The sequence below is a fragment of the Leptospiraceae bacterium genome (assembly GCA_016708435.1).
Taxonomy (GTDB): domain Bacteria; phylum Spirochaetota; class Leptospiria; order Leptospirales; family Leptospiraceae; genus UBA2033.
Genome location: JADJFV010000035.1, coordinates 117,429 through 133,481 on the forward strand (window position 1 = coordinate 117,429; position 16,053 = coordinate 133,481).

The window sequence follows — 16,053 nt, forward strand, 5'->3', positions numbered from 1 at the left end:
CGAATGGTGCTCTATTAATTAGATCCATAATATTTTTTTTGAAATGAATCAACAAGACTGGAATAAAAGGCATCAAAAATACTTTCGCTTGAATATCTTTCAAAAAATTATCATTTCAGTTACAAAATTGCATTTTAACAAAGGGATAAATATTTTATCATGTAATTGAAACGTAATGTTATAATTGAAAAAATGAATCAATTTAATTTGACTAATCTTTATGCAATAAATACTTTGGCGGTAACTTCGTATTAGGCGAAGAATTATATTTAGAGGCGTGTCATGTCAAAAGAAAAAAAAGAGTTAGAGTGCAAAATGGTTGGTTCAGTAAGTGAAGTGAATACTCAATTAAAACTTCTTTTAGATGCATTTTCAGAAGGCAATATCGTGATTGCTGACGGCGAGGATGTAGTTCGATTGTCGCCTGCTGGTTCTGTATCTCTCGAAATAGATACAAATGTAAAGAGCGAAAAAGAAAAATATATATTGAGATATCTTGGAAAAAACCTAAGCCTGTAGAATCTATTCCACCTTCTTTTACTATTTCATCAAAAGCATTGGAAACAGAATAACTACTCTGTAGTAGCGGATAAGTAGATGTAAATAATATGAGTCATGGTGATATAGGAATTAATGGGGGTTATCTGCGTCTTATACTTTTTTAAATAGGTTTTGAGCCATTCCATTTCTCATGGATTGGGCTTATAATATCGCCAATGAAAAGGACGGTATCTTTTGCGCACCCGAAAGAAGACATTTTAGAATTATTTTTTATTGGAACCAACTTAGCCATGGGAATTCCACGTTTAGTAATTGTTAATTCAGGATAAAGATTTCCAACATCCTCAAGGATTTTTAAACATTGTGCTTTAAATTTTCCAGCTGCAATTTCCATTATTCCCTCCACTAAATTGACTATAGTCATTTCACTATGGTTATTTGAAGTAGTCAAGTGATAATCAACAATTTCAATATCAAGCGCATTGCAATCTATAACTCGTTGGTGCTTTAAAATTTGTAAAACCGCAGCAATATCGTAATTTGCCCATAGATTCAATTATTATTTTTATTTCGATAGAATCCATTTTTTATCTACAAAATTTATTTTTGCAGAATCTGGTAAAAAATTCCTTTCATCTGAAAAATCATTAAAATATAAAATGTTAACAGAATTATTGTTCATCCAAACCGGGGAAAGAATTCCTTCTTTAATACTAAATTCTTCCTCTAATTCATTATTATTTTGATGATTAACAAAATAAATTTTTAAGCCATTCCCGCAATAATAAGCTGGCGTTCCGTCGGGACAATAATCAGCATCAATTAGTTTCGTATAATCGTCTGATATTACAGGATAATTCCAAAACTCATAGTCTTTTCCTGATTTAGAATTGATTAGCATTATTCTACTACCTTCGTAGTATTGTATGACAAGGGAATAATAATTAATTTCAGGGATATGTTCTAAAAATCGGTAGAATCTACTTACTTCTGTGTTTCCATCTTTCAAAATTAACTTTTCTCCATTCTCTAGTGAAAGAATCAATTCATTTACATTTCGCTGAACGAGTTTACTGAATTCAATTTTCTTTAATTGAATTGGTTCAATTTTATTATAACATTCAAATGAATTAGAAATTCCTTCACAAATAGCTTTCCATTTTTGGTTTGGCGCATAACTATGAAAATTTCCCGGAGATTCTTTCACGATGTAGCCAGAAAAAACCCAACCACGTCCAAATTTAGATTCTATTAACACCCAGTGGTCTTTAATGCTATTTACAATATCTTCTCTGGAATCTGTTTCTATATGCTTTAGCTTAGTGCGAAAAGGTAATAAATAAATGGATTTACTTTTTATATCTGGCTTTTCTCGTAGATGAATTCCTGATTTCGATGAAGTCCAAAAATAAATTTCTTCTTCTTTTTTTATATCTTCTTTTTGAACATTTATTTCCTTTGGGAGTTCAATATTTTTTTCTTTGCAAAATCCAAAAAGGAGAATTAGTAATAAGAGTTTAGAGAACATCATAATTAGAATATTTTTTTCTGTTTAACAACTTTCATTTGATTTTTTCCACTGTAACAACAAATCACCGTTATCCACTACAGCTCCAACGGAGCGCAATACCTCTCCGGCATGGGTGCAAGCCCATGCCGACTATTTCTATTTGTTTCAAATCCTAAAGCGGAGGTTTATCGGCTTCCGGGTTTTGCCGCAGATATTCTTCAACTGTCTGTTGTTTTTTGGCGAGTCTAGACAAGTGGTCGTTAATGATGTTGGCAAAGTTAAGTTTTCCGTTTACGATTTCGAATCTTTCTGATTCCATTGTGCCTAGATCAATTTCATCTTTGATTTCATTTGCTTTTTTAGCAAGGTCTTCTGCTTTTTTCCAATAGGGAATTGCTTCTTTGTAAAACCCTTCCGCTACTTTGAAAGATTTTTTTAGATCATAGGCGTAGTCTAGATTTTGAAAGTATACATGTCGTTTGTCATAGAGAGAGGCTATTCGCATATAGGCGCGCATGATTTGTAAGTTCATGTGCATACTCACGAGTAGCCTGTATTTATGATATTCCTTTTCGTTCTTCACTTTGCATAGAGCATTGTTTGGTTGACGAAACCGGCTTTCTAAACCAATTTTTAAAAAGTAAATATCTTTTCTTAAATCATCTTCACCGTAGTGGAGTTTGAGACCATAGAGTTCGTAGTAATCTTCTAAAAATCTTGGATTCCATTTGTGTAGTTTGTAAGGAACCCATTCGGAGAATTTTGTTTTTACTCCGTTCATTTCGTAATCGTAGTTGTAGTTTAGATCTACTTCAGCGGCTAAGCTAGAGTAGGCTAGAAGGAGTAAGGCTATATAAATTTTTTTAGGAATTAATTTCATGGATGTATTTTCCGAGAATCGAGAATTAGCGAAACACTATTTAGATTGTCGGAAAAGAAAACTTCATTCCATAGATGGTTTTCTTCTATCTATGGCAGGCTTTTTACTTTGTATAAGATGACCTTTGCTCATCTCCGGTCTAGCTACGCTTATTTCTTCGGTAATTGTCCGGACTAAATTGCCCTTACTACCCGACCTAGACCGAAGCTACAAGCGTAGCTGAACCGGTGATGAGTTATAGGATACTTATATTCACCTAAACTCCGCTTCTGCTTCGAAGCGAGTGAATCGTTCTGGAAAAGGAAGAGTAAATTCGATTGTCTTACGCTTGAATGGATGTTTGAACTTGATGGACTGCGAAAAAAGTAAAAGTCCATACTGGGAGAATTCATTTCCTGTTCTCGAATACAGCATATCGCCCACAACCGGACAGCCCATATTTTGAAAGTGAACACGAATTTGGTGAGTGCGTCCTGTTTCGATTTTGATTTCGGCTAGGGAAAAGTTTCGGCTCTTGCGAGAAGAAATGGATTTCATAATCTTGTAGGTCGTAATTGCTTTACGTCCATCTTTACGCACGCACATTTTGAGTCGCTCTGTAGGATGACGTCCAAGGGGTAATTCTATTCTACCTTCCGGAAGTTGCGGAGTTTGCACAAGCCACGCATAATAGGTCTTTTCCACTTCTCGTTTTTGAAACATGCTAGAAAGCTTTATATGAGCTTTGTCTGTCTTTGCAATAATCATTAAACCCGAAGTGGGCTTATCTAATCTATGCACGATTCCGGGACGAATTTCCCCACCTATTTGGGAAAGGTTTTTGAAATAGTAGAGAAGTCCATTTACGAGACTAGGAGAATCGTCACCGGGTCCGCCATGCGAGGCTATGCCTGCTGGTTTATTGATGATTACAAATTCCTCTTCTTCATAGATTATCTCGATTGGCATTTCGACCGGTTCTAGATTAAGCTTTGGCTTTGGGGGAATTGTGATTTCAAATACTTCCCCTGATTTTACCCTAAAATTGGGTTTTAGCTTGTATTTTGGGTTCGAGACACAAAGAATATGTCCGTTTTTAATCCATTTTTGGATAGATGTTCGAGAAATATCGTCTCCTGTGGATTGCGCGAGGAATTGGTCTAGGCGGAAGTCGTTTTGGTCTTCCTGAACGTTAATTGTTATTATCATGAAATTTCGTTTAAGGTATTAAAAATGGTTTTAAAATAAAATATATATTTCTACTGTGGTAATATTCAAAATTCATTATTAGAAAGGAAGCATTTATTTATGAATAGACAATTTATTAAAACTGCCCTCGTGATCGGGATTGTATCTACTTCGTTAGCATTTTGTAGTTCTAACGACAAGAAAGCCGCTCCAGATCCAAAAGATACTAAACCTGTGGAAGATACAAAGCCTACTGATAGTTCTGCCGCAGAGCCAAAAGATGTTAAGCCTGTTGATGATGCAAAGGATGCAAAAGATTCCACCGTTGCTAAACGTGACCTAGCGAATCCTGGTGAAGAGTTATTTGCTCAATTGAATGAGTCTTTAAAATCTGCTCGTTATCCTGACGGTAAAGCTATTGAAGGATTTGCTTACAAAAAATGGGAAATTCCTAACAAGAAAGATTTTATTAAGTGGATAAAAGATTCTGGAGCCGTATTGAAGAAAGGTCTGGATGATCTTCCTGCAATTTATACCTTAGAAATTGCTGGGCACACAGATACTGTTGGTCCTGAAACTCCGGAAGGGGCAAAAAAAGGAAATATGTTCTACTCTGAGCAAAGAGCAAAAGAAGTTAAACAAGCTCTTGTTAAGTTAGGATTCCCTGAAAAGAGAATCGCAACCAAAGCAATGGGTTCTTCTAATCCAATTCCTGGCATTCCAGGAGAAAGTGCTCAAAACAGACGTGTTACATTCCAATTCCTTGTAACAGAAGCTCCTGCAACTGATTCTACTGACAGCGCTCCAAAGACAGACGTTAAAGACGAATCCAAATAATTTAAAGTAATTGCATTTCGACTTACGCTCCCTTCGACTTCGCTCAGGGAGCGGTGATATTTGACTCTGATCAAGAATTATCCCTGTCATTTCGAACTGCCTTACCGTGAGAAATCTATCTGCCTTAATGCAATAGTTCTAAGAGAGATAGACCTCTCACGAAGAAGCATGTTCGAGGTGACTGTAAGGTTTTTTTACCCATGAAAGTTTATGAATACAAAGGTTGCTCTACTTGTAAAAACGCTCTTAAGTTTCTAGATGCAAAAAAAATTCCCTACACCAAAATTCCAATTCGAGAAAACCCACCAACACTTACTGAGCTGAAGAAAGCTTTGAAGTTTCTGAATGGTGATACTAAAAAACTATTTAATACTTCCGGTCAAGACTACAAAGCTCTCAATCTAAAAGATAAATTACCTGCGATGAATGAAGAAGACAAATTGAAGCTATTGAATTCAAATGGAAACTTAGTCAAAAGACCGTTTGTTATTTCTCCGGACTTCGTTTTAGTTGGTTTTAAAGAAGAAGACTGGAAGAACGTATTTTAGATTCGGTCGAAGCCTTTTCCTTCTCTGAGCACTTCCATTTCATCAGTAGTAAAATCGAGAATGGTAGACATTTCTACTTTTGCAATTCCCCCATCGATGATCGCTTCTACTTGATTTCCGAATAAATCTTCTAGATCATTAATATCAGTGAGATAAGCATCTCCTGAAAAAACGGAAGTGCAAGTCAATGTGCCATCATGCACTTTCAGTAATTCTTGTATAAAAATGCTTTCCGGGATTCGAATACCGATTGTTTTTACTTTTGTATTTGCAACTGTCCAGCGTGGTATATTTCGATTAGCCTTTAGAATAAATGTAAACGGTCCGGGTGTAATTCGTTTCATCAATTTGAATGCATCGTTTGGTAGAAATTCTACATACTCTGAAACAGTTGATATATCGGGGCAGAGAATCGAAAGAGGTTTGTGCTTATCTGAATGTTTTAGCTCGTGTAACTTTTCAATTCCTTTCTTTGATTTGGAGTCCGCGATGATTGCGTATACCGTATCCGTTGGAAAAATATAAACGGCACCATTTTTAAGATTTTCTGAAATGGCTTTTAGTGCACGAATTTCTGGATTTTTAGGATGAAGGTTAAGTATCATAGCGTTCGACGTATCGGAAAACAGTCTAATTTGATTTTTTAGATTCGGGTTCTAAGTTTAAGGGGTTACACACTGTATTGCGCCCTTTATAGCTCTCTAGCATTTTATTGTAATCTATGACTCCATCGTCATTGAATAAATCTCTACGGATATAATGCTCTCCATTTTCGTAATAATTGCCAATACTATCACAATCATTGATGTCAATATTGGCATGGCTTTTTTCTCTTTCCACAATTGGCTTGGAAAAATACCAAGCCAAGTATGAGGTAAATGGCAAATGCTTTCATTTTATTTTTTTGCTGGCTCTGTTGTCGGTGTTGGAGTAGTCTTTGCATCTTTTGATTCTTTTGCGTCTTTAGAATCCTTTGCATCTTTCTTAGGCTCAGGATTTGGTTTATCCAATTCCTTATTTGTATTTAATTCGCCATATTTATTTGTGAGCCCCTTTTTAATTTGTTCTCTTTCTTTCTCTCTTTCTTTTTCTCTTGCAACAAATACAAGTCCGAGTGAATCATCGTATTCTTTTAAATATTCTTTTGGAATATAGTCATCATCTAATAAAAGATTCTTGCTAACTCGTTCTGGTAGTTTAAGATTTTTATTTTTATGTTTATTGATAGTGTAATAGATTTTGAACAGACTTTGAAGTGCATTTTTTTGTTCATATAATGCATCTATATGATTGGATTTCGCAGTCAAGACTTGTGAAGATGTAGAAAATTCATTCGCTATCACAAGTTGCTTTTCTAATACCGGATAAATATTATCATCCGTATCAGAGTTTACTTTTAAATCCACTAGTTGAAAGGAAGCTTCCGCGTAGAGCTTATTGTAAGTATCCGCATACTTCTTTGAAAAAGCTTGTGCCTCTGTATTTAAATCAATATAGTTCTGTTCAAAAATTCTTCTAGAAGAGATATAATTCTTTTCTTGGAATTTGATACTTGCGTCTACATAGTTTTTCATGATAACGCCGAATTTAGGCTCTGCATCAAAATTCAAAAAAGAGCTTTTCATTTTTTTTAAGTGCTTTAAATTATTTCTTTTATAATCCGCTGAAACAATTTGTGGATCTACAGTCACTGTGCCTGTTTCCATCTTGAGAGGTTTTCCTTCCTCTTTTTTTTCAGTAGGAGTCTTTGCTGCTTCCGGTGCACTCGGTGCATTCTTTACTTCTTTAACGCTTACTTGACCAAAAAGAGAAAGCGTAAAGCAAAATAGAAAAGGAATCAAACTGAGTTTACTACATGTCGTGGGGGAATTGGATTTAATAAATGTAAAGAAAGAAGTATGCGTTTTCATAGTATACTTATTATCGACATTTTTACACTTTACGTAAGAGTGGGTGTATGTTAATTTTAAAGTCTGCCTCTCCTAGAAGACAGCAAATCCTAAAAGACCTAAAACTAAAATTTCTAGCTGAGCCTTCTCATATAAACGAAGATGCAAGAATAAAAGAGTCTCCCCTTTCCTATCTACAAAGAGTAACAATTGCTAAATTGGAGCTAGAAAAAGCAAAATCAGGGAAAGTTTATATTTCCTCCGATACAATTGTTGTCTTGGAAAATCAAATTCTTGGAAAGCCAGTAAATTTTACCGAGGGTATGGAAATTCTCGCGCGACTGTCGGGAAAAGCTCATACTGTTTATTCAGGAATTGGAATTGCTAAGAAAGGCGAGGTTTTTTATGACTACGATGAAACAACAGTTGAGTTTAAGCCTTGGGGAAAAGAAGAAATTGCTGTTTATTTGAATGAATGCAAACCCTACGACAAAGCAGGATCATATGGAATTCAGGATGAAAAAAGCCCAGTTCTACGCTTTACTGGATCGTATTCGAATGTGCTGGGCTTTCCGTTAAGAAAGTTCTACCAACACTATTCAATTTGGAAGGAATTCTTAAGCCAATAAATCTAAAATTGCCCCACGATCAACAGGGACTTTGCCCTTGTCTGACATAGCCTGACGACCATTTTTAAAATCTTTAAAGGCAGATTGGTTAAAATAGTTGTCGTTAGAGTAAACCTTGTTTACTTGTTCTATTGGAGCGTAAGTATAGATTGGTCGAATGTAAGCGAGTGGCTCAGAAACGAGTGATATTTTTTGTGCACCTTCACCAAAGTTCATAATGTTTTACCTCTTTTACTTATCGGATTTAGTGTACCAGAAATATGGCAGAAAAACAAGCAAAAAAAAAGGAAATCACAGAATTTAAGAATTTTCCAGAGTTTCTAGCTCAATACCAAGCTAAAAAGTCATTGCCACAGGTATTTATCTATGTTTCTACGGATTCTTTTGAATTTGATTTAGTCACAGAAACCTATCGAAATGAGCTTACTACAAGCGGTGAGCCTTTAGAAGTCGTAGTTTATGTGGCAGAGAGTGGTGACTTTGAAAAGCTTTTCTCTGAGATGTTTAATTTCAGCATGTTTTCAAGCCAGAAGCTTCTTATCATTCGCTCCGGCGCTGATTTCTTTAAATCAATCCTGACTGCTGGAAAAAAGGAAATGTATGACTCCTTCAGACGAAATATTCCTAATCTCGCCGAAAAAGTCTATGTTCTATTGCACTATGATTCTAAGGATATTCCTGCAAAGCTAGCGAATCTTTTCGACAATCGATTTGCCCTATTAAAAAATCGTAACTTTTACGCGGACGAGAGACGTCCTGCCCTAGAAGGAATTCTAAAAACCGAAAAGGTTCACTTAGAAGACGCTGCACGAGACGAGTTCATTCATCGAATTCAACCGAACACAGGCGCCTACATCAAAGCAATTCGTAAATTGAAGCTAATGCTTAATAAAAAGGAATTTACCCTTCCTGATATAGAAGAGGTGCTCTTCAATCGGGCAGAATTTAACCCATTTCAGTTGGTTGATTTGCTCTTTAGCAATAATAAGCATGAATTCTTTCGGGAGTTTTCCAAGTTTAAGCCTGGACCGGAAAGCACATTCGTCTATCTTTCTTTACTCACAGCCCTTCTAAACCGAGCAGATGAAGTAAGAAAGGCAAAGATTCTACTTAAACGGTTTAGAGATGAGAATGATGCTGAGTTTTTTAAATACTTAGGCATGGCTTCTTATTCGGATGGTAGAAAGAAGTTCACAAAAGGACGACTTCGTAGAGAAACTAGGCTATTTACAAAGCAAGCCCTTGACTTTCTCTATGCATTGGTCTTGGATCTCAATATAAAGGCAAAATCTAGCTCGATTAAGGATGAGGGTAATTTTTACATCATGAGAGAGTTCGATAAATTATTTGCAATACTATCATCGAGTTGACATTTTATTCCCTCCTTCCATTATGTCTCTTACCTTATTAGAAATTCTTTTTGTTTTAGAAAAAGAATGCTTTTAAGCCGAAAATAGATGTATGGAGAAGAAATTGATACAAGAGTTAGAACCTTTGTCCGTGAGTAGCTTTACCCCTTTTTCAACGCCAGCTTTTTCCAGTTCCGATCTTTTTGCTATGCACAAAGTTATTCTAAATTGTGCAGATAGTTTCACCGAATACCTAAATAAATCAAAAGAACCAATTCGTTTTACTGATAATGTGGTTCCTTTAAAAAAGGAATTTATAAAATTTACTACATTGCCAGACAACTTTCAAAGTCTATTCGGGGAAATTTAAACGGCAAATCTTCATTCACCGGTGCTTGGTAATGAAAAAGAAAATTTTGTATGTAGACTTAGATGGTGTCCTTGCGGATTATGAATCTGCAAAAGCAATCACAACAGAAAAAGAGAGAAAGCAAAAAGGTTTTTTTGAAAACCTCCCACCCATTGAAGGCGCAATTGAAGCTTTCAAAAAATTATCAAAGAAATACGAAACCTATTTTTTATCCACAGCTCCTTGGACAAATATTCATGCACCTTCTGAAAAAAGAATCTGGGTTGAAAAGCATCTAGGAAGATATGCATTTAAAAAATTAATTCTAACGCATAACAAGGGTTTGCTTAAGGGCGATTTTTTAATTGACGATCGAACCAGGAATGGAGTCAAAGAGTTTGAAGGTGAGCATATTCACTTTGGATCAGAAAAATTTAAAACTTGGAATGATGTCCTGGATTACTTATTGTGATTGAAAAACTAATCGAATTCTCGATAAAAAAAAAGTATATAGTTATTGCCTTAACACTCATTGTCTCCTTAATCGGACTTTTCAGTGCATCTAAACTCTCCGTCGATGCTGTGCCCGATGTGACTAATGTGCAAGTATCCGCTGTGACTACTTCACCCGGACTTTCTCCAATGGAAGTAGAGCAGTTTATTACAAACCCTATCGAGTTACAGTTAATGGGAATTCCGGGAGCAACGGAGATAAGATCAATTTCGCGCACTGGCATTAGCAGTGTAACAGTGATCTTTGATGACAATGTAAATATTTGGTTTGCTAGGCAATTAGTAACTGAGAGACTCAAAGTAGCTGACAAAGAAATTCCACCCGAATACGGACAACCGGAATTATCCCCTGTCGCTACTGCATTAGGGGATATCTATGAGTTTGTGCTAACGTCGGATAGACATAGCCCAATGGAGCTTAGAACTTATATTGATTGGGAGTTATCAAAAAAACTTAAATCTACACCGGGAGTAATAGAAGTAAATTCTATCGGTGGGGAAGCAAAAGAATACCAAGTAATCATTGATCCAAGAAACCTTGTAACGCATAATCTTACATTGTCGGAAATTTACGAAGATATAAAATCAGCCAATACAAATACAGGTGGCGGTTATATCATAAAAGGAAAAGAGCAGGTTGTAATACGAGGCGAGGGACAGTTTGAAGGAATAGATGAAATCACTCGAGTAGCTGTTAGAACAGCAGCCGACGGAACACCTTTGTTACTCGGTCAAATTGCTGAAGTGAAAATTGGACCGGCTTTGCGATTCGGAATAGCCAGTAAGAATCAAAAAGAAGTAGTCGGGGCTACTGTCATTATGCTACTAGGACAAAATTCTAGAAATGTAGTAAGTGATGTAAAACTTAAGATTAAAGAAATCGAAGCAAATCTTCCAGAGGGAATGAAGATTGAGCCTTTCTATGATAGATCAGAATTTATCAACCGTGCTTTATCAACCATATTTATTAATCTAACAGAAGGCGCACTGCTTGTATTAGTCACACTTATTGTAACTCTAGGAACAGTAAAGGGTGGAGCGTTAGTTGCAATGGCAATTCCTATTTCTATGCTTTGTGCGGTTATATTTATGAAGCAATTAGATGTTGTTGGAAATCTAATGAGCTTAGGAGCGCTCGATTTTGGATTGTTAGTAGATGGCTCTATCGTCATGCTTGAATCCGTAATGGCAGGCTTTGTTGCAAAGAAATACTTATTCCAAAAACCAATGAACAAATTCGAAATAGCAAAGATCACAGAAAGCATTATCCTCGAAAATTGCAATCGTGTTGGACGGGCGGCGGCGTTTTCAGTAGCGATTATCATGCTTGTCTATTTGCCTCTTATGGTTTTGGAAGGAGTCGAAGGAAGGATGTTTCGACCGATGGCGATTACTGTTGCTTTGGCGCTAGGAGCGGCACTTTTATTTTCTTTGACTGTATTTCCTGCAAGCTTAGCGATTGCATTTCAGAAACCTATTTTTCATAAGAGTCACTATTGGGATTGGTTGGAAGAAAAATATCGTATCTTATTGATTTGGGGCTTTCATCATAAAAAAAGAATTTCTTCTACTGCAATCGTGCTGGTAGGCTTATCGCTATTACTCGCAACTACTCTTGGTTCTGAATTTATTCCCCGAATAGATGAAGGGGAATTAGAAATGGACGTTAAGCGCCTTCCCTCTACATCGATTGACTATTCGAGAGACTTGAATATGGAAATAGAAAAAATTCTTACAGAATTTCCAGAAATTAAATCTGTTGTATCTAGAGTTGGTAGGGGAGAGTCAGCAGCAGAGCCAGCCGGAACAGATGAAACTAGTATTATGATAAAACTAAAAGACAGAAGCGAGTGGAAGACTGCTAAGACAAGAGAAGACTTAATGACTGCAATTAAAGAAAAAGTCTTACAGAATATTCCTTCTAGTTATATCAGTATGTCACAGCCCATAGAGAATAGGATTAACTCCCTATTAGCCGGTTCAAAGGCAGATATTGTCGTTAAAATTTATGGAGATGATTTAGACACATTGAAGCGGTTAGGGGAAGAAGTGGCTTCTATCATGAAGGAAATTCCAGGGACAGGAGACATTCGTGTGCAAAGAGTTCTCGGCCTTCCCGTGCTTCGAGTCAATGCAAACTATGACTTAATGGCTCGCTATGGTGTGTCTGCTTCAGAAATTTTACGAACAGTAGAAATGCTACGTGTGGGAACTAACGCAGGAAAAATATTTGAAGGACTCAAACGCTTTGATTTGGTTCTTAGGCTTAATTTAGATATTATAAAAGATGTGAAGCAAATAGACAATATCCCCGTGATGACGGCTACAGGTAAAACAATTCCACTCGGTCAAGTCGCAGACATCGAATTGATTGAATCAGCTGCCTCTATCCAAAGGGAAGGCTTAAAGCGTCGGCTATTTGTAGAAGTAAATATACGAGGACGCGATCTTGTAGGATATATAGAAGAAGCACAAGAAAAAACAAAGGTGGTTACTGGTAATATGCCGCTTGGTTATGAACTAAAATGGGGCGGGCAGTTTGAAAATTTCACAAGAGCGAAGAATAGGCTAATGCTCGTTGTTCCCATAGCACTTGCAATTATCTTTGGAATGCTGATTCTCGCTTTCGGAAATGTATACTATGCAATTGGTGTTTTTATGGTTGTGCCATTAGCCGCATCGGGTGGAATTATTAGTTTAGTGCTTAGAGGTCTTCCTTTTAGCATACCTGCCGGAGTTGGGTTTATCGCTGTGAGCGGTATAGCAGTATTAAACGGTGTTGTATACGCATCCACACTCAAAGACAAATTAAAAGAAGGAATAGAATTATCTCATGCAGTTCGTGTTGCTGCTATTGAGTCACTTCGTCCTGTTATGACGACAGAGTTAATTGCGGCTATTGGTTTTATACCGATGGCAATTTCGAATATGGCAGGTGCAGAAGTCCAACGCCCATTAGCCACAGTAGTAATCGGTGGAGTCATCATCGCTACCATTCTTTCCCGTCTACTTCTACCAATTACTATGGAGTATCTACTTACAAAAGCAGAATACATGGAAGAAAAAAAACAGGCAGAGATTGAAGTAACAAAAACAAATCTCATTGCTCTTTTAGACCAAGGAGAAAGTGAGTAATGTGTCTTTCTCGCAATAAGTAAGAGTCCGTTAGCCGATCCATCCTATCAATTAAAGTTTGTAGCCTAGTTCGGGAGTCAGTTTAATTTTACTTCTCACAAATTTTCCAGATCCTTTGCCGGCTACTTCATTTTTCATCGTTTTTAAATATCATTCAATCTTATTGGATTTACGAAATAGCAAATATAACAGTGGACCAAATGAACCTGCTGCCAATGTAATGATGATCCATGGCCACGGGTTGCGATTCGTTGCCTTTGCATCACGCCACATCCATACCATGAAAATAGTAAGTGCTATGACTAAATCTACCCATACTTGTATTCCTCCAAAGTTTTTGAATTGATGCTCGAAAATTCCTCGAACACCATTTTGCCAAACAGCCAATGCTGTTAGAATAGAGAACAAAAGCGTTACTACAAGTAAGACTATTTTGATCAGTCCATTCCTATTTGTTTCGATGTTCATTCTATTATTCTCAGTTGATTTAGTTTCCATTGTTTTTCTCCTTTTTGATTGTTTTTATTTTAAGTGTTGGTTGCTCTTTCATGAAGCCATTAATAAGTTCTGTGAATGCTTTATTCGTTTCATAAATTCTGTCAGTGTCTTTTGTTGCGAGCCAATCGAGCATTAGCCCCCGATAGAAAGAAAGTATCATCGTTGCATAAATTTTGGATTTCTTTCCATACTTTAGAGAAATCATGCTTTCGATTTCTATAATCCAATTGTGAAGAACTTCATTGAAAAATAATTTATATTTTTCCGTATCTCTTAATGCTCTAACGTATAACTCAAGAAATAATAGCAATGGCTTTTTGTTCTTATCGAAATATATCGATTCAATGAAAATCTCGGAAACTTCTACGAAGGTTTTATTCGGGTTCTCATGGAAGATTTTTTTTAAAGTGCTTTTATGCTTTGTGCTTAAATGAATGAAGACTGAATGTATTAGATTATCAAACGATTCGAAGTAATAGATAAGCATCCGCGCGCTAGTTTTTATTTCTTTTGCGATGTCTCTCAGGCTAAGATTGTTTAACCCCTTTTTGGACAGGACTGAAATGATTTCTTCTAAAATTTCTTCACTAGCTTGGTTTTCAGGTTTCCTACTCATATAATAAATGTAACAAGTGTTACATTTATTGTCAATAGATTTAAAAAAAAATCTTTACTTTTGCCTTTAGGTTCATAGGCTTGGATTGCCAATCCAGAGAGTGAAGTTCGGGTGTTGCGCACTATCTCTATTGATTAAGTGCTTGCGCATACTATTTATTAAACGCTAGTGCGCCGGGCTCTCAACTATTGTCAATTTTTTGAAGAGACAAAAAATTGACACCGTTTCGATCCCTAACACTTAGTGATTTGAAAAACAAGTTTGTATAACTTGGACAGGCTTTTTAGTTTTTTTCTTGATTGTTTCTTAGTTGTAAGGAATTTTTAGTTGAATTGCTATACTTTTACATGGTAGCCTCGTGCAAAGTTCTGTCTAAAACGCTGCAAAGTCCAAAAACTCGTTAGTTCTAAGCTAGGTAGTGTAGGAACTATTTTTTCCAATGTTGCTTTAACTAATAAGCGCCACATACCCAGTAGGTCAAGTTTCAGTAGATAGACAAAAATCCAACAGCGAGATTTTCCAAAAGCTAAAGCAAGTTCTCCAAGTTCAATCCAGTCTGTGTTTCTTGGACGAAAGTTTACTCTTTCTAAATTTTGCCCTTCTTCCTGGTATTCTGTTTTTACTTTTTTGGGTTTTGGTAACAAACCTGTATGAGTCACAGTTCGATAACGACGCAGTAGTTTTCGAAGGTAAACGGTAAAATGTTCTTTACGCTTTTTATTTTTCAAATAAAATTCTTTAAGTAAACATTCTGGAATTAAAAGAGTGGAAACAGTATTTTCGCGTTCATCCAATTTATCCATAACAAAGGTATTAGAATTTCTAAAAATTATCATACCTACACTAGGTCAGGAAAACAATTTTTTGAGCGGGATTTTTATAAAAAAATTTAAAAAAAGGAAAAATTATAAATTTAAATTCCTCTCAGCATTTCTCCAAGCTTCGAGATAATATTTATAACGTTTTCTTTTTTTATCTAAGTCTTCCCCGAAACTTCTGTCATCGGTAATATAGATTTTATCAACTGCAATTTCTGCGAGGCTAAGATTGTTTTTCCTCGCGTATGCCCAGAACTCCATTGGAAATGCATATCCATTCTCGGTAAATGTATAATTCTTTAAACTAGATGTGGCATATCGCTTGAAGCCGCAAAATGCATCAGTAATATACCAACTATATTTTTTATTGATAGCTGTGGTTATACGGCGATTAATCTCTACTCGATCTTCCGGTGGGACTATGCCGATTGATTTTGATTTAGGAGCATAACGACTTCCACTCACCACATCTATCTTTCGGTTGTAATTAGCGAAACGCTCTAGATCTTTAGGTTGATGCTGTTCATCACAATCCATTGTAATGAGATACGGATAATTCTTATTAATCCCAAATTCAAATCCATAGATCAAACTAGAACCATAGCCCGCATTTTTTTTGTGATGCACATAAACGTAAGGATGTTCTTTTTGAATTGTATCTAAGACAAAATTTGTCCCATCGGCGGAGCCATCATCCACAAAAAGAATATCTGCATAGTCGAGACAAGCGGCTATTGTGCGTATTGCGACATCGTAGACAGTTGTCTTTTCATTGTAAACAGGGATGATGACTAGAAATTCTTTCATGGTTAAT

At 36.2% G+C, this 16,053-nt stretch carries 20 protein-coding genes; 8 read left to right on the forward strand and 12 right to left on the reverse strand.

The window, feature by feature from the left end:
- The first annotated feature begins 282 nt into the window (after positions 1–282).
- On the forward strand, positions 283–519 hold the full coding sequence (locus tag IPH52_25790; GenBank protein ID MBK7058398.1) for an amphi-Trp domain-containing protein: 237 nt from the start codon (positions 283–285) through the stop codon (positions 517–519).
- 142 nt (positions 520–661) lie between these two features.
- On the opposite strand, the gene IPH52_25795 is transcribed toward IPH52_25790, so the two are convergent.
- The 4 genes from IPH52_25795 to IPH52_25810 form a co-directional block, all read right to left on the reverse strand.
- Positions 662–898: a type II toxin-antitoxin system prevent-host-death family antitoxin gene (locus IPH52_25795; GenBank protein ID MBK7058399.1), complete on the reverse strand. Its 237-nt coding sequence runs from the start codon at positions 896–898 to the stop codon at positions 662–664.
- A gap of 168 nt (positions 899–1,066) precedes the next feature.
- Positions 1,067–2,032: an SH3 domain-containing protein gene (locus IPH52_25800; protein ID MBK7058400.1), complete on the reverse strand. Its 966-nt coding sequence runs from the start codon at positions 2,030–2,032 to the stop codon at positions 1,067–1,069.
- A gap of 151 nt (positions 2,033–2,183) precedes the next feature.
- Positions 2,184–2,891 (reverse strand): hypothetical protein, encoded by a 708-nt coding sequence (locus IPH52_25805; protein ID MBK7058401.1) that lies wholly within the window; start codon positions 2,889–2,891, stop codon positions 2,184–2,186.
- 252 nt (positions 2,892–3,143) lie between these two features.
- Positions 3,144–4,079, reverse strand: a complete 936-nt coding sequence (locus tag IPH52_25810) for an RluA family pseudouridine synthase (GenBank protein ID MBK7058402.1) — start codon at positions 4,077–4,079, stop codon at positions 3,144–3,146.
- Positions 4,080–4,178: 99 nt separating this feature from the next.
- Here IPH52_25810 and IPH52_25815 point away from each other — a divergent pair, with 99 nt between their 5' ends.
- Together IPH52_25815 and IPH52_25820 are read left to right on the forward strand one after the other, a co-directional pair.
- Positions 4,179–4,895 carry an OmpA family protein gene (locus IPH52_25815; protein MBK7058403.1) on the forward strand — a complete coding sequence of 239 codons (717 nt, stop codon included), beginning with the start codon at positions 4,179–4,181 and terminating at the stop codon, positions 4,893–4,895.
- A gap of 200 nt (positions 4,896–5,095) precedes the next feature.
- Positions 5,096–5,443, forward strand: coding sequence for an arsenate reductase family protein (locus IPH52_25820; protein ID MBK7058404.1), 348 nt, complete (start codon positions 5,096–5,098; stop codon positions 5,441–5,443).
- Here IPH52_25820 and IPH52_25825 read toward each other — a convergent pair.
- Genes IPH52_25825 through IPH52_25835 form a run of 3 tightly spaced genes read right to left on the reverse strand, consistent with a single transcriptional unit; the run spans position 5,440 to position 7,353 of the window.
- Entirely contained in the window at positions 5,440–6,048 is a 609-nt protein-coding gene (locus tag IPH52_25825; GenBank protein MBK7058405.1) for a threonylcarbamoyl-AMP synthase, read from the reverse strand. The two genes, IPH52_25820 and IPH52_25825, sit on opposite strands and share 4 nt — an antisense overlap.
- Positions 6,049–6,073: 25 nt before the next feature.
- Entirely contained in the window at positions 6,074–6,328 is a 255-nt protein-coding gene (locus tag IPH52_25830; protein ID MBK7058406.1) for a hypothetical protein, read from the reverse strand.
- A gap of 11 nt (positions 6,329–6,339) precedes the next feature.
- Entirely contained in the window at positions 6,340–7,353 is a 1,014-nt protein-coding gene (locus IPH52_25835; protein MBK7058407.1) for a hypothetical protein, read from the reverse strand.
- A gap of 47 nt (positions 7,354–7,400) precedes the next feature.
- On the opposite strand from IPH52_25835, the gene maf reads away from it, so the two are divergent.
- Positions 7,401–7,961, forward strand: a complete 561-nt coding sequence (gene maf / locus IPH52_25840) for a septum formation protein Maf (GenBank protein ID MBK7058408.1) — start codon at positions 7,401–7,403, stop codon at positions 7,959–7,961.
- On the opposite strand, the gene IPH52_25845 is transcribed toward maf, so the two are convergent.
- The gene (locus tag IPH52_25845) at positions 7,950–8,177 is read right to left on the reverse strand and encodes a hypothetical protein (GenBank protein MBK7058409.1); all 228 of its coding nucleotides are present in this window, start codon (positions 8,175–8,177) and stop codon (positions 7,950–7,952) included. The genes maf and IPH52_25845 overlap by 12 nt on opposite strands.
- A 44-nt stretch (positions 8,178–8,221) precedes the next feature.
- On the opposite strand from IPH52_25845, the gene IPH52_25850 reads away from it, so the two are divergent.
- The 4 genes from IPH52_25850 to IPH52_25865 all read left to right on the forward strand — a co-directional run bounded on the left by IPH52_25850 (position 8,222) and on the right by IPH52_25865 (position 13,307).
- On the forward strand, positions 8,222–9,331 hold the full coding sequence (locus tag IPH52_25850) for a hypothetical protein (protein MBK7058410.1): 1,110 nt from the start codon (positions 8,222–8,224) through the stop codon (positions 9,329–9,331).
- 91 nt (positions 9,332–9,422) lie between these two features.
- Positions 9,423–9,680: a hypothetical protein gene (locus IPH52_25855; protein ID MBK7058411.1), complete on the forward strand. Its 258-nt coding sequence runs from the start codon at positions 9,423–9,425 to the stop codon at positions 9,678–9,680.
- Between the two features lie 31 nt (positions 9,681–9,711).
- Complete coding sequence (locus IPH52_25860; protein ID MBK7058412.1) at positions 9,712–10,131, forward strand: hypothetical protein; 420 nt, start codon at positions 9,712–9,714, stop codon at positions 10,129–10,131.
- A complete protein-coding gene (locus tag IPH52_25865) occupies positions 10,128–13,307 on the forward strand; it encodes an efflux RND transporter permease subunit (protein MBK7058413.1) in 3,180 nt (1,059 codons plus the stop codon). The genes IPH52_25860 and IPH52_25865 overlap by 4 nt, the downstream gene beginning before the upstream one ends.
- Positions 13,308–13,457: 150 nt before the next feature.
- Here IPH52_25865 and IPH52_25870 read toward each other — a convergent pair whose 3' ends face one another.
- The 4 genes from IPH52_25870 to IPH52_25885 form a co-directional block, all read right to left on the reverse strand.
- The gene (locus tag IPH52_25870) at positions 13,458–13,775 is read right to left on the reverse strand and encodes a DUF2834 domain-containing protein (GenBank protein ID MBK7058414.1); all 318 of its coding nucleotides are present in this window, start codon (positions 13,773–13,775) and stop codon (positions 13,458–13,460) included.
- Between the two features lie 19 nt (positions 13,776–13,794).
- Entirely contained in the window at positions 13,795–14,421 is a 627-nt protein-coding gene (locus IPH52_25875) for a TetR/AcrR family transcriptional regulator (GenBank protein ID MBK7058415.1), read from the reverse strand.
- Positions 14,422–14,756: 335 nt separating this feature from the next.
- Complete coding sequence (locus IPH52_25880; GenBank protein ID MBK7058416.1) at positions 14,757–15,257, reverse strand: DUF1564 family protein; 501 nt, start codon at positions 15,255–15,257, stop codon at positions 14,757–14,759.
- 69 nt (positions 15,258–15,326) lie between these two features.
- The gene (locus IPH52_25885; protein ID MBK7058417.1) at positions 15,327–16,046 is read right to left on the reverse strand and encodes a glycosyltransferase family 2 protein; all 720 of its coding nucleotides are present in this window, start codon (positions 16,044–16,046) and stop codon (positions 15,327–15,329) included.
- Between the last annotated feature and the right edge of the window lie 7 nt (positions 16,047–16,053).

Excerpts from the sequence above, each read along its gene's own strand:
- IPH52_25790 (MBK7058398.1), top strand. The coding sequence starts at position 283 with ATGTCAAAAGAAAAAAAAGAGTTAGAGTGCAAAATGGTTGGTTCAGTA.
- IPH52_25800 (MBK7058400.1), bottom strand. The coding sequence starts at position 2,032 with ATGATGTTCTCTAAACTCTTATTACTAATTCTCCTTTTTGGATTTTGC.
- IPH52_25805 (MBK7058401.1), bottom strand. The coding sequence starts at position 2,891 with ATGAAATTAATTCCTAAAAAAATTTATATAGCCTTACTCCTTCTAGCC.
- IPH52_25810 (MBK7058402.1), bottom strand. The coding sequence starts at position 4,079 with ATGATAATAACAATTAACGTTCAGGAAGACCAAAACGACTTCCGCCTA.
- IPH52_25815 (MBK7058403.1), top strand. The coding sequence starts at position 4,179 with ATGAATAGACAATTTATTAAAACTGCCCTCGTGATCGGGATTGTATCT.
- IPH52_25820 (MBK7058404.1), top strand. The coding sequence starts at position 5,096 with ATGAAAGTTTATGAATACAAAGGTTGCTCTACTTGTAAAAACGCTCTT.
- IPH52_25825 (MBK7058405.1), bottom strand. The coding sequence starts at position 6,048 with ATGATACTTAACCTTCATCCTAAAAATCCAGAAATTCGTGCACTAAAA.
- IPH52_25835 (MBK7058407.1), bottom strand. The coding sequence starts at position 7,353 with ATGAAAACGCATACTTCTTTCTTTACATTTATTAAATCCAATTCCCCC.
- maf (MBK7058408.1), top strand. The coding sequence starts at position 7,401 with ATGTTAATTTTAAAGTCTGCCTCTCCTAGAAGACAGCAAATCCTAAAA.
- IPH52_25845 (MBK7058409.1), bottom strand. The coding sequence starts at position 8,177 with ATGAACTTTGGTGAAGGTGCACAAAAAATATCACTCGTTTCTGAGCCA.
- IPH52_25850 (MBK7058410.1), top strand. The coding sequence starts at position 8,222 with ATGGCAGAAAAACAAGCAAAAAAAAAGGAAATCACAGAATTTAAGAAT.
- IPH52_25855 (MBK7058411.1), top strand. The coding sequence starts at position 9,423 with ATGGAGAAGAAATTGATACAAGAGTTAGAACCTTTGTCCGTGAGTAGC.
- IPH52_25860 (MBK7058412.1), top strand. The coding sequence starts at position 9,712 with ATGAAAAAGAAAATTTTGTATGTAGACTTAGATGGTGTCCTTGCGGAT.
- IPH52_25870 (MBK7058414.1), bottom strand. The coding sequence starts at position 13,775 with ATGAACATCGAAACAAATAGGAATGGACTGATCAAAATAGTCTTACTT.
- IPH52_25875 (MBK7058415.1), bottom strand. The coding sequence starts at position 14,421 with ATGAGTAGGAAACCTGAAAACCAAGCTAGTGAAGAAATTTTAGAAGAA.
- IPH52_25880 (MBK7058416.1), bottom strand. The coding sequence starts at position 15,257 with ATGATAATTTTTAGAAATTCTAATACCTTTGTTATGGATAAATTGGAT.
- IPH52_25885 (MBK7058417.1), bottom strand. The coding sequence starts at position 16,046 with ATGAAAGAATTTCTAGTCATCATCCCTGTTTACAATGAAAAGACAACT.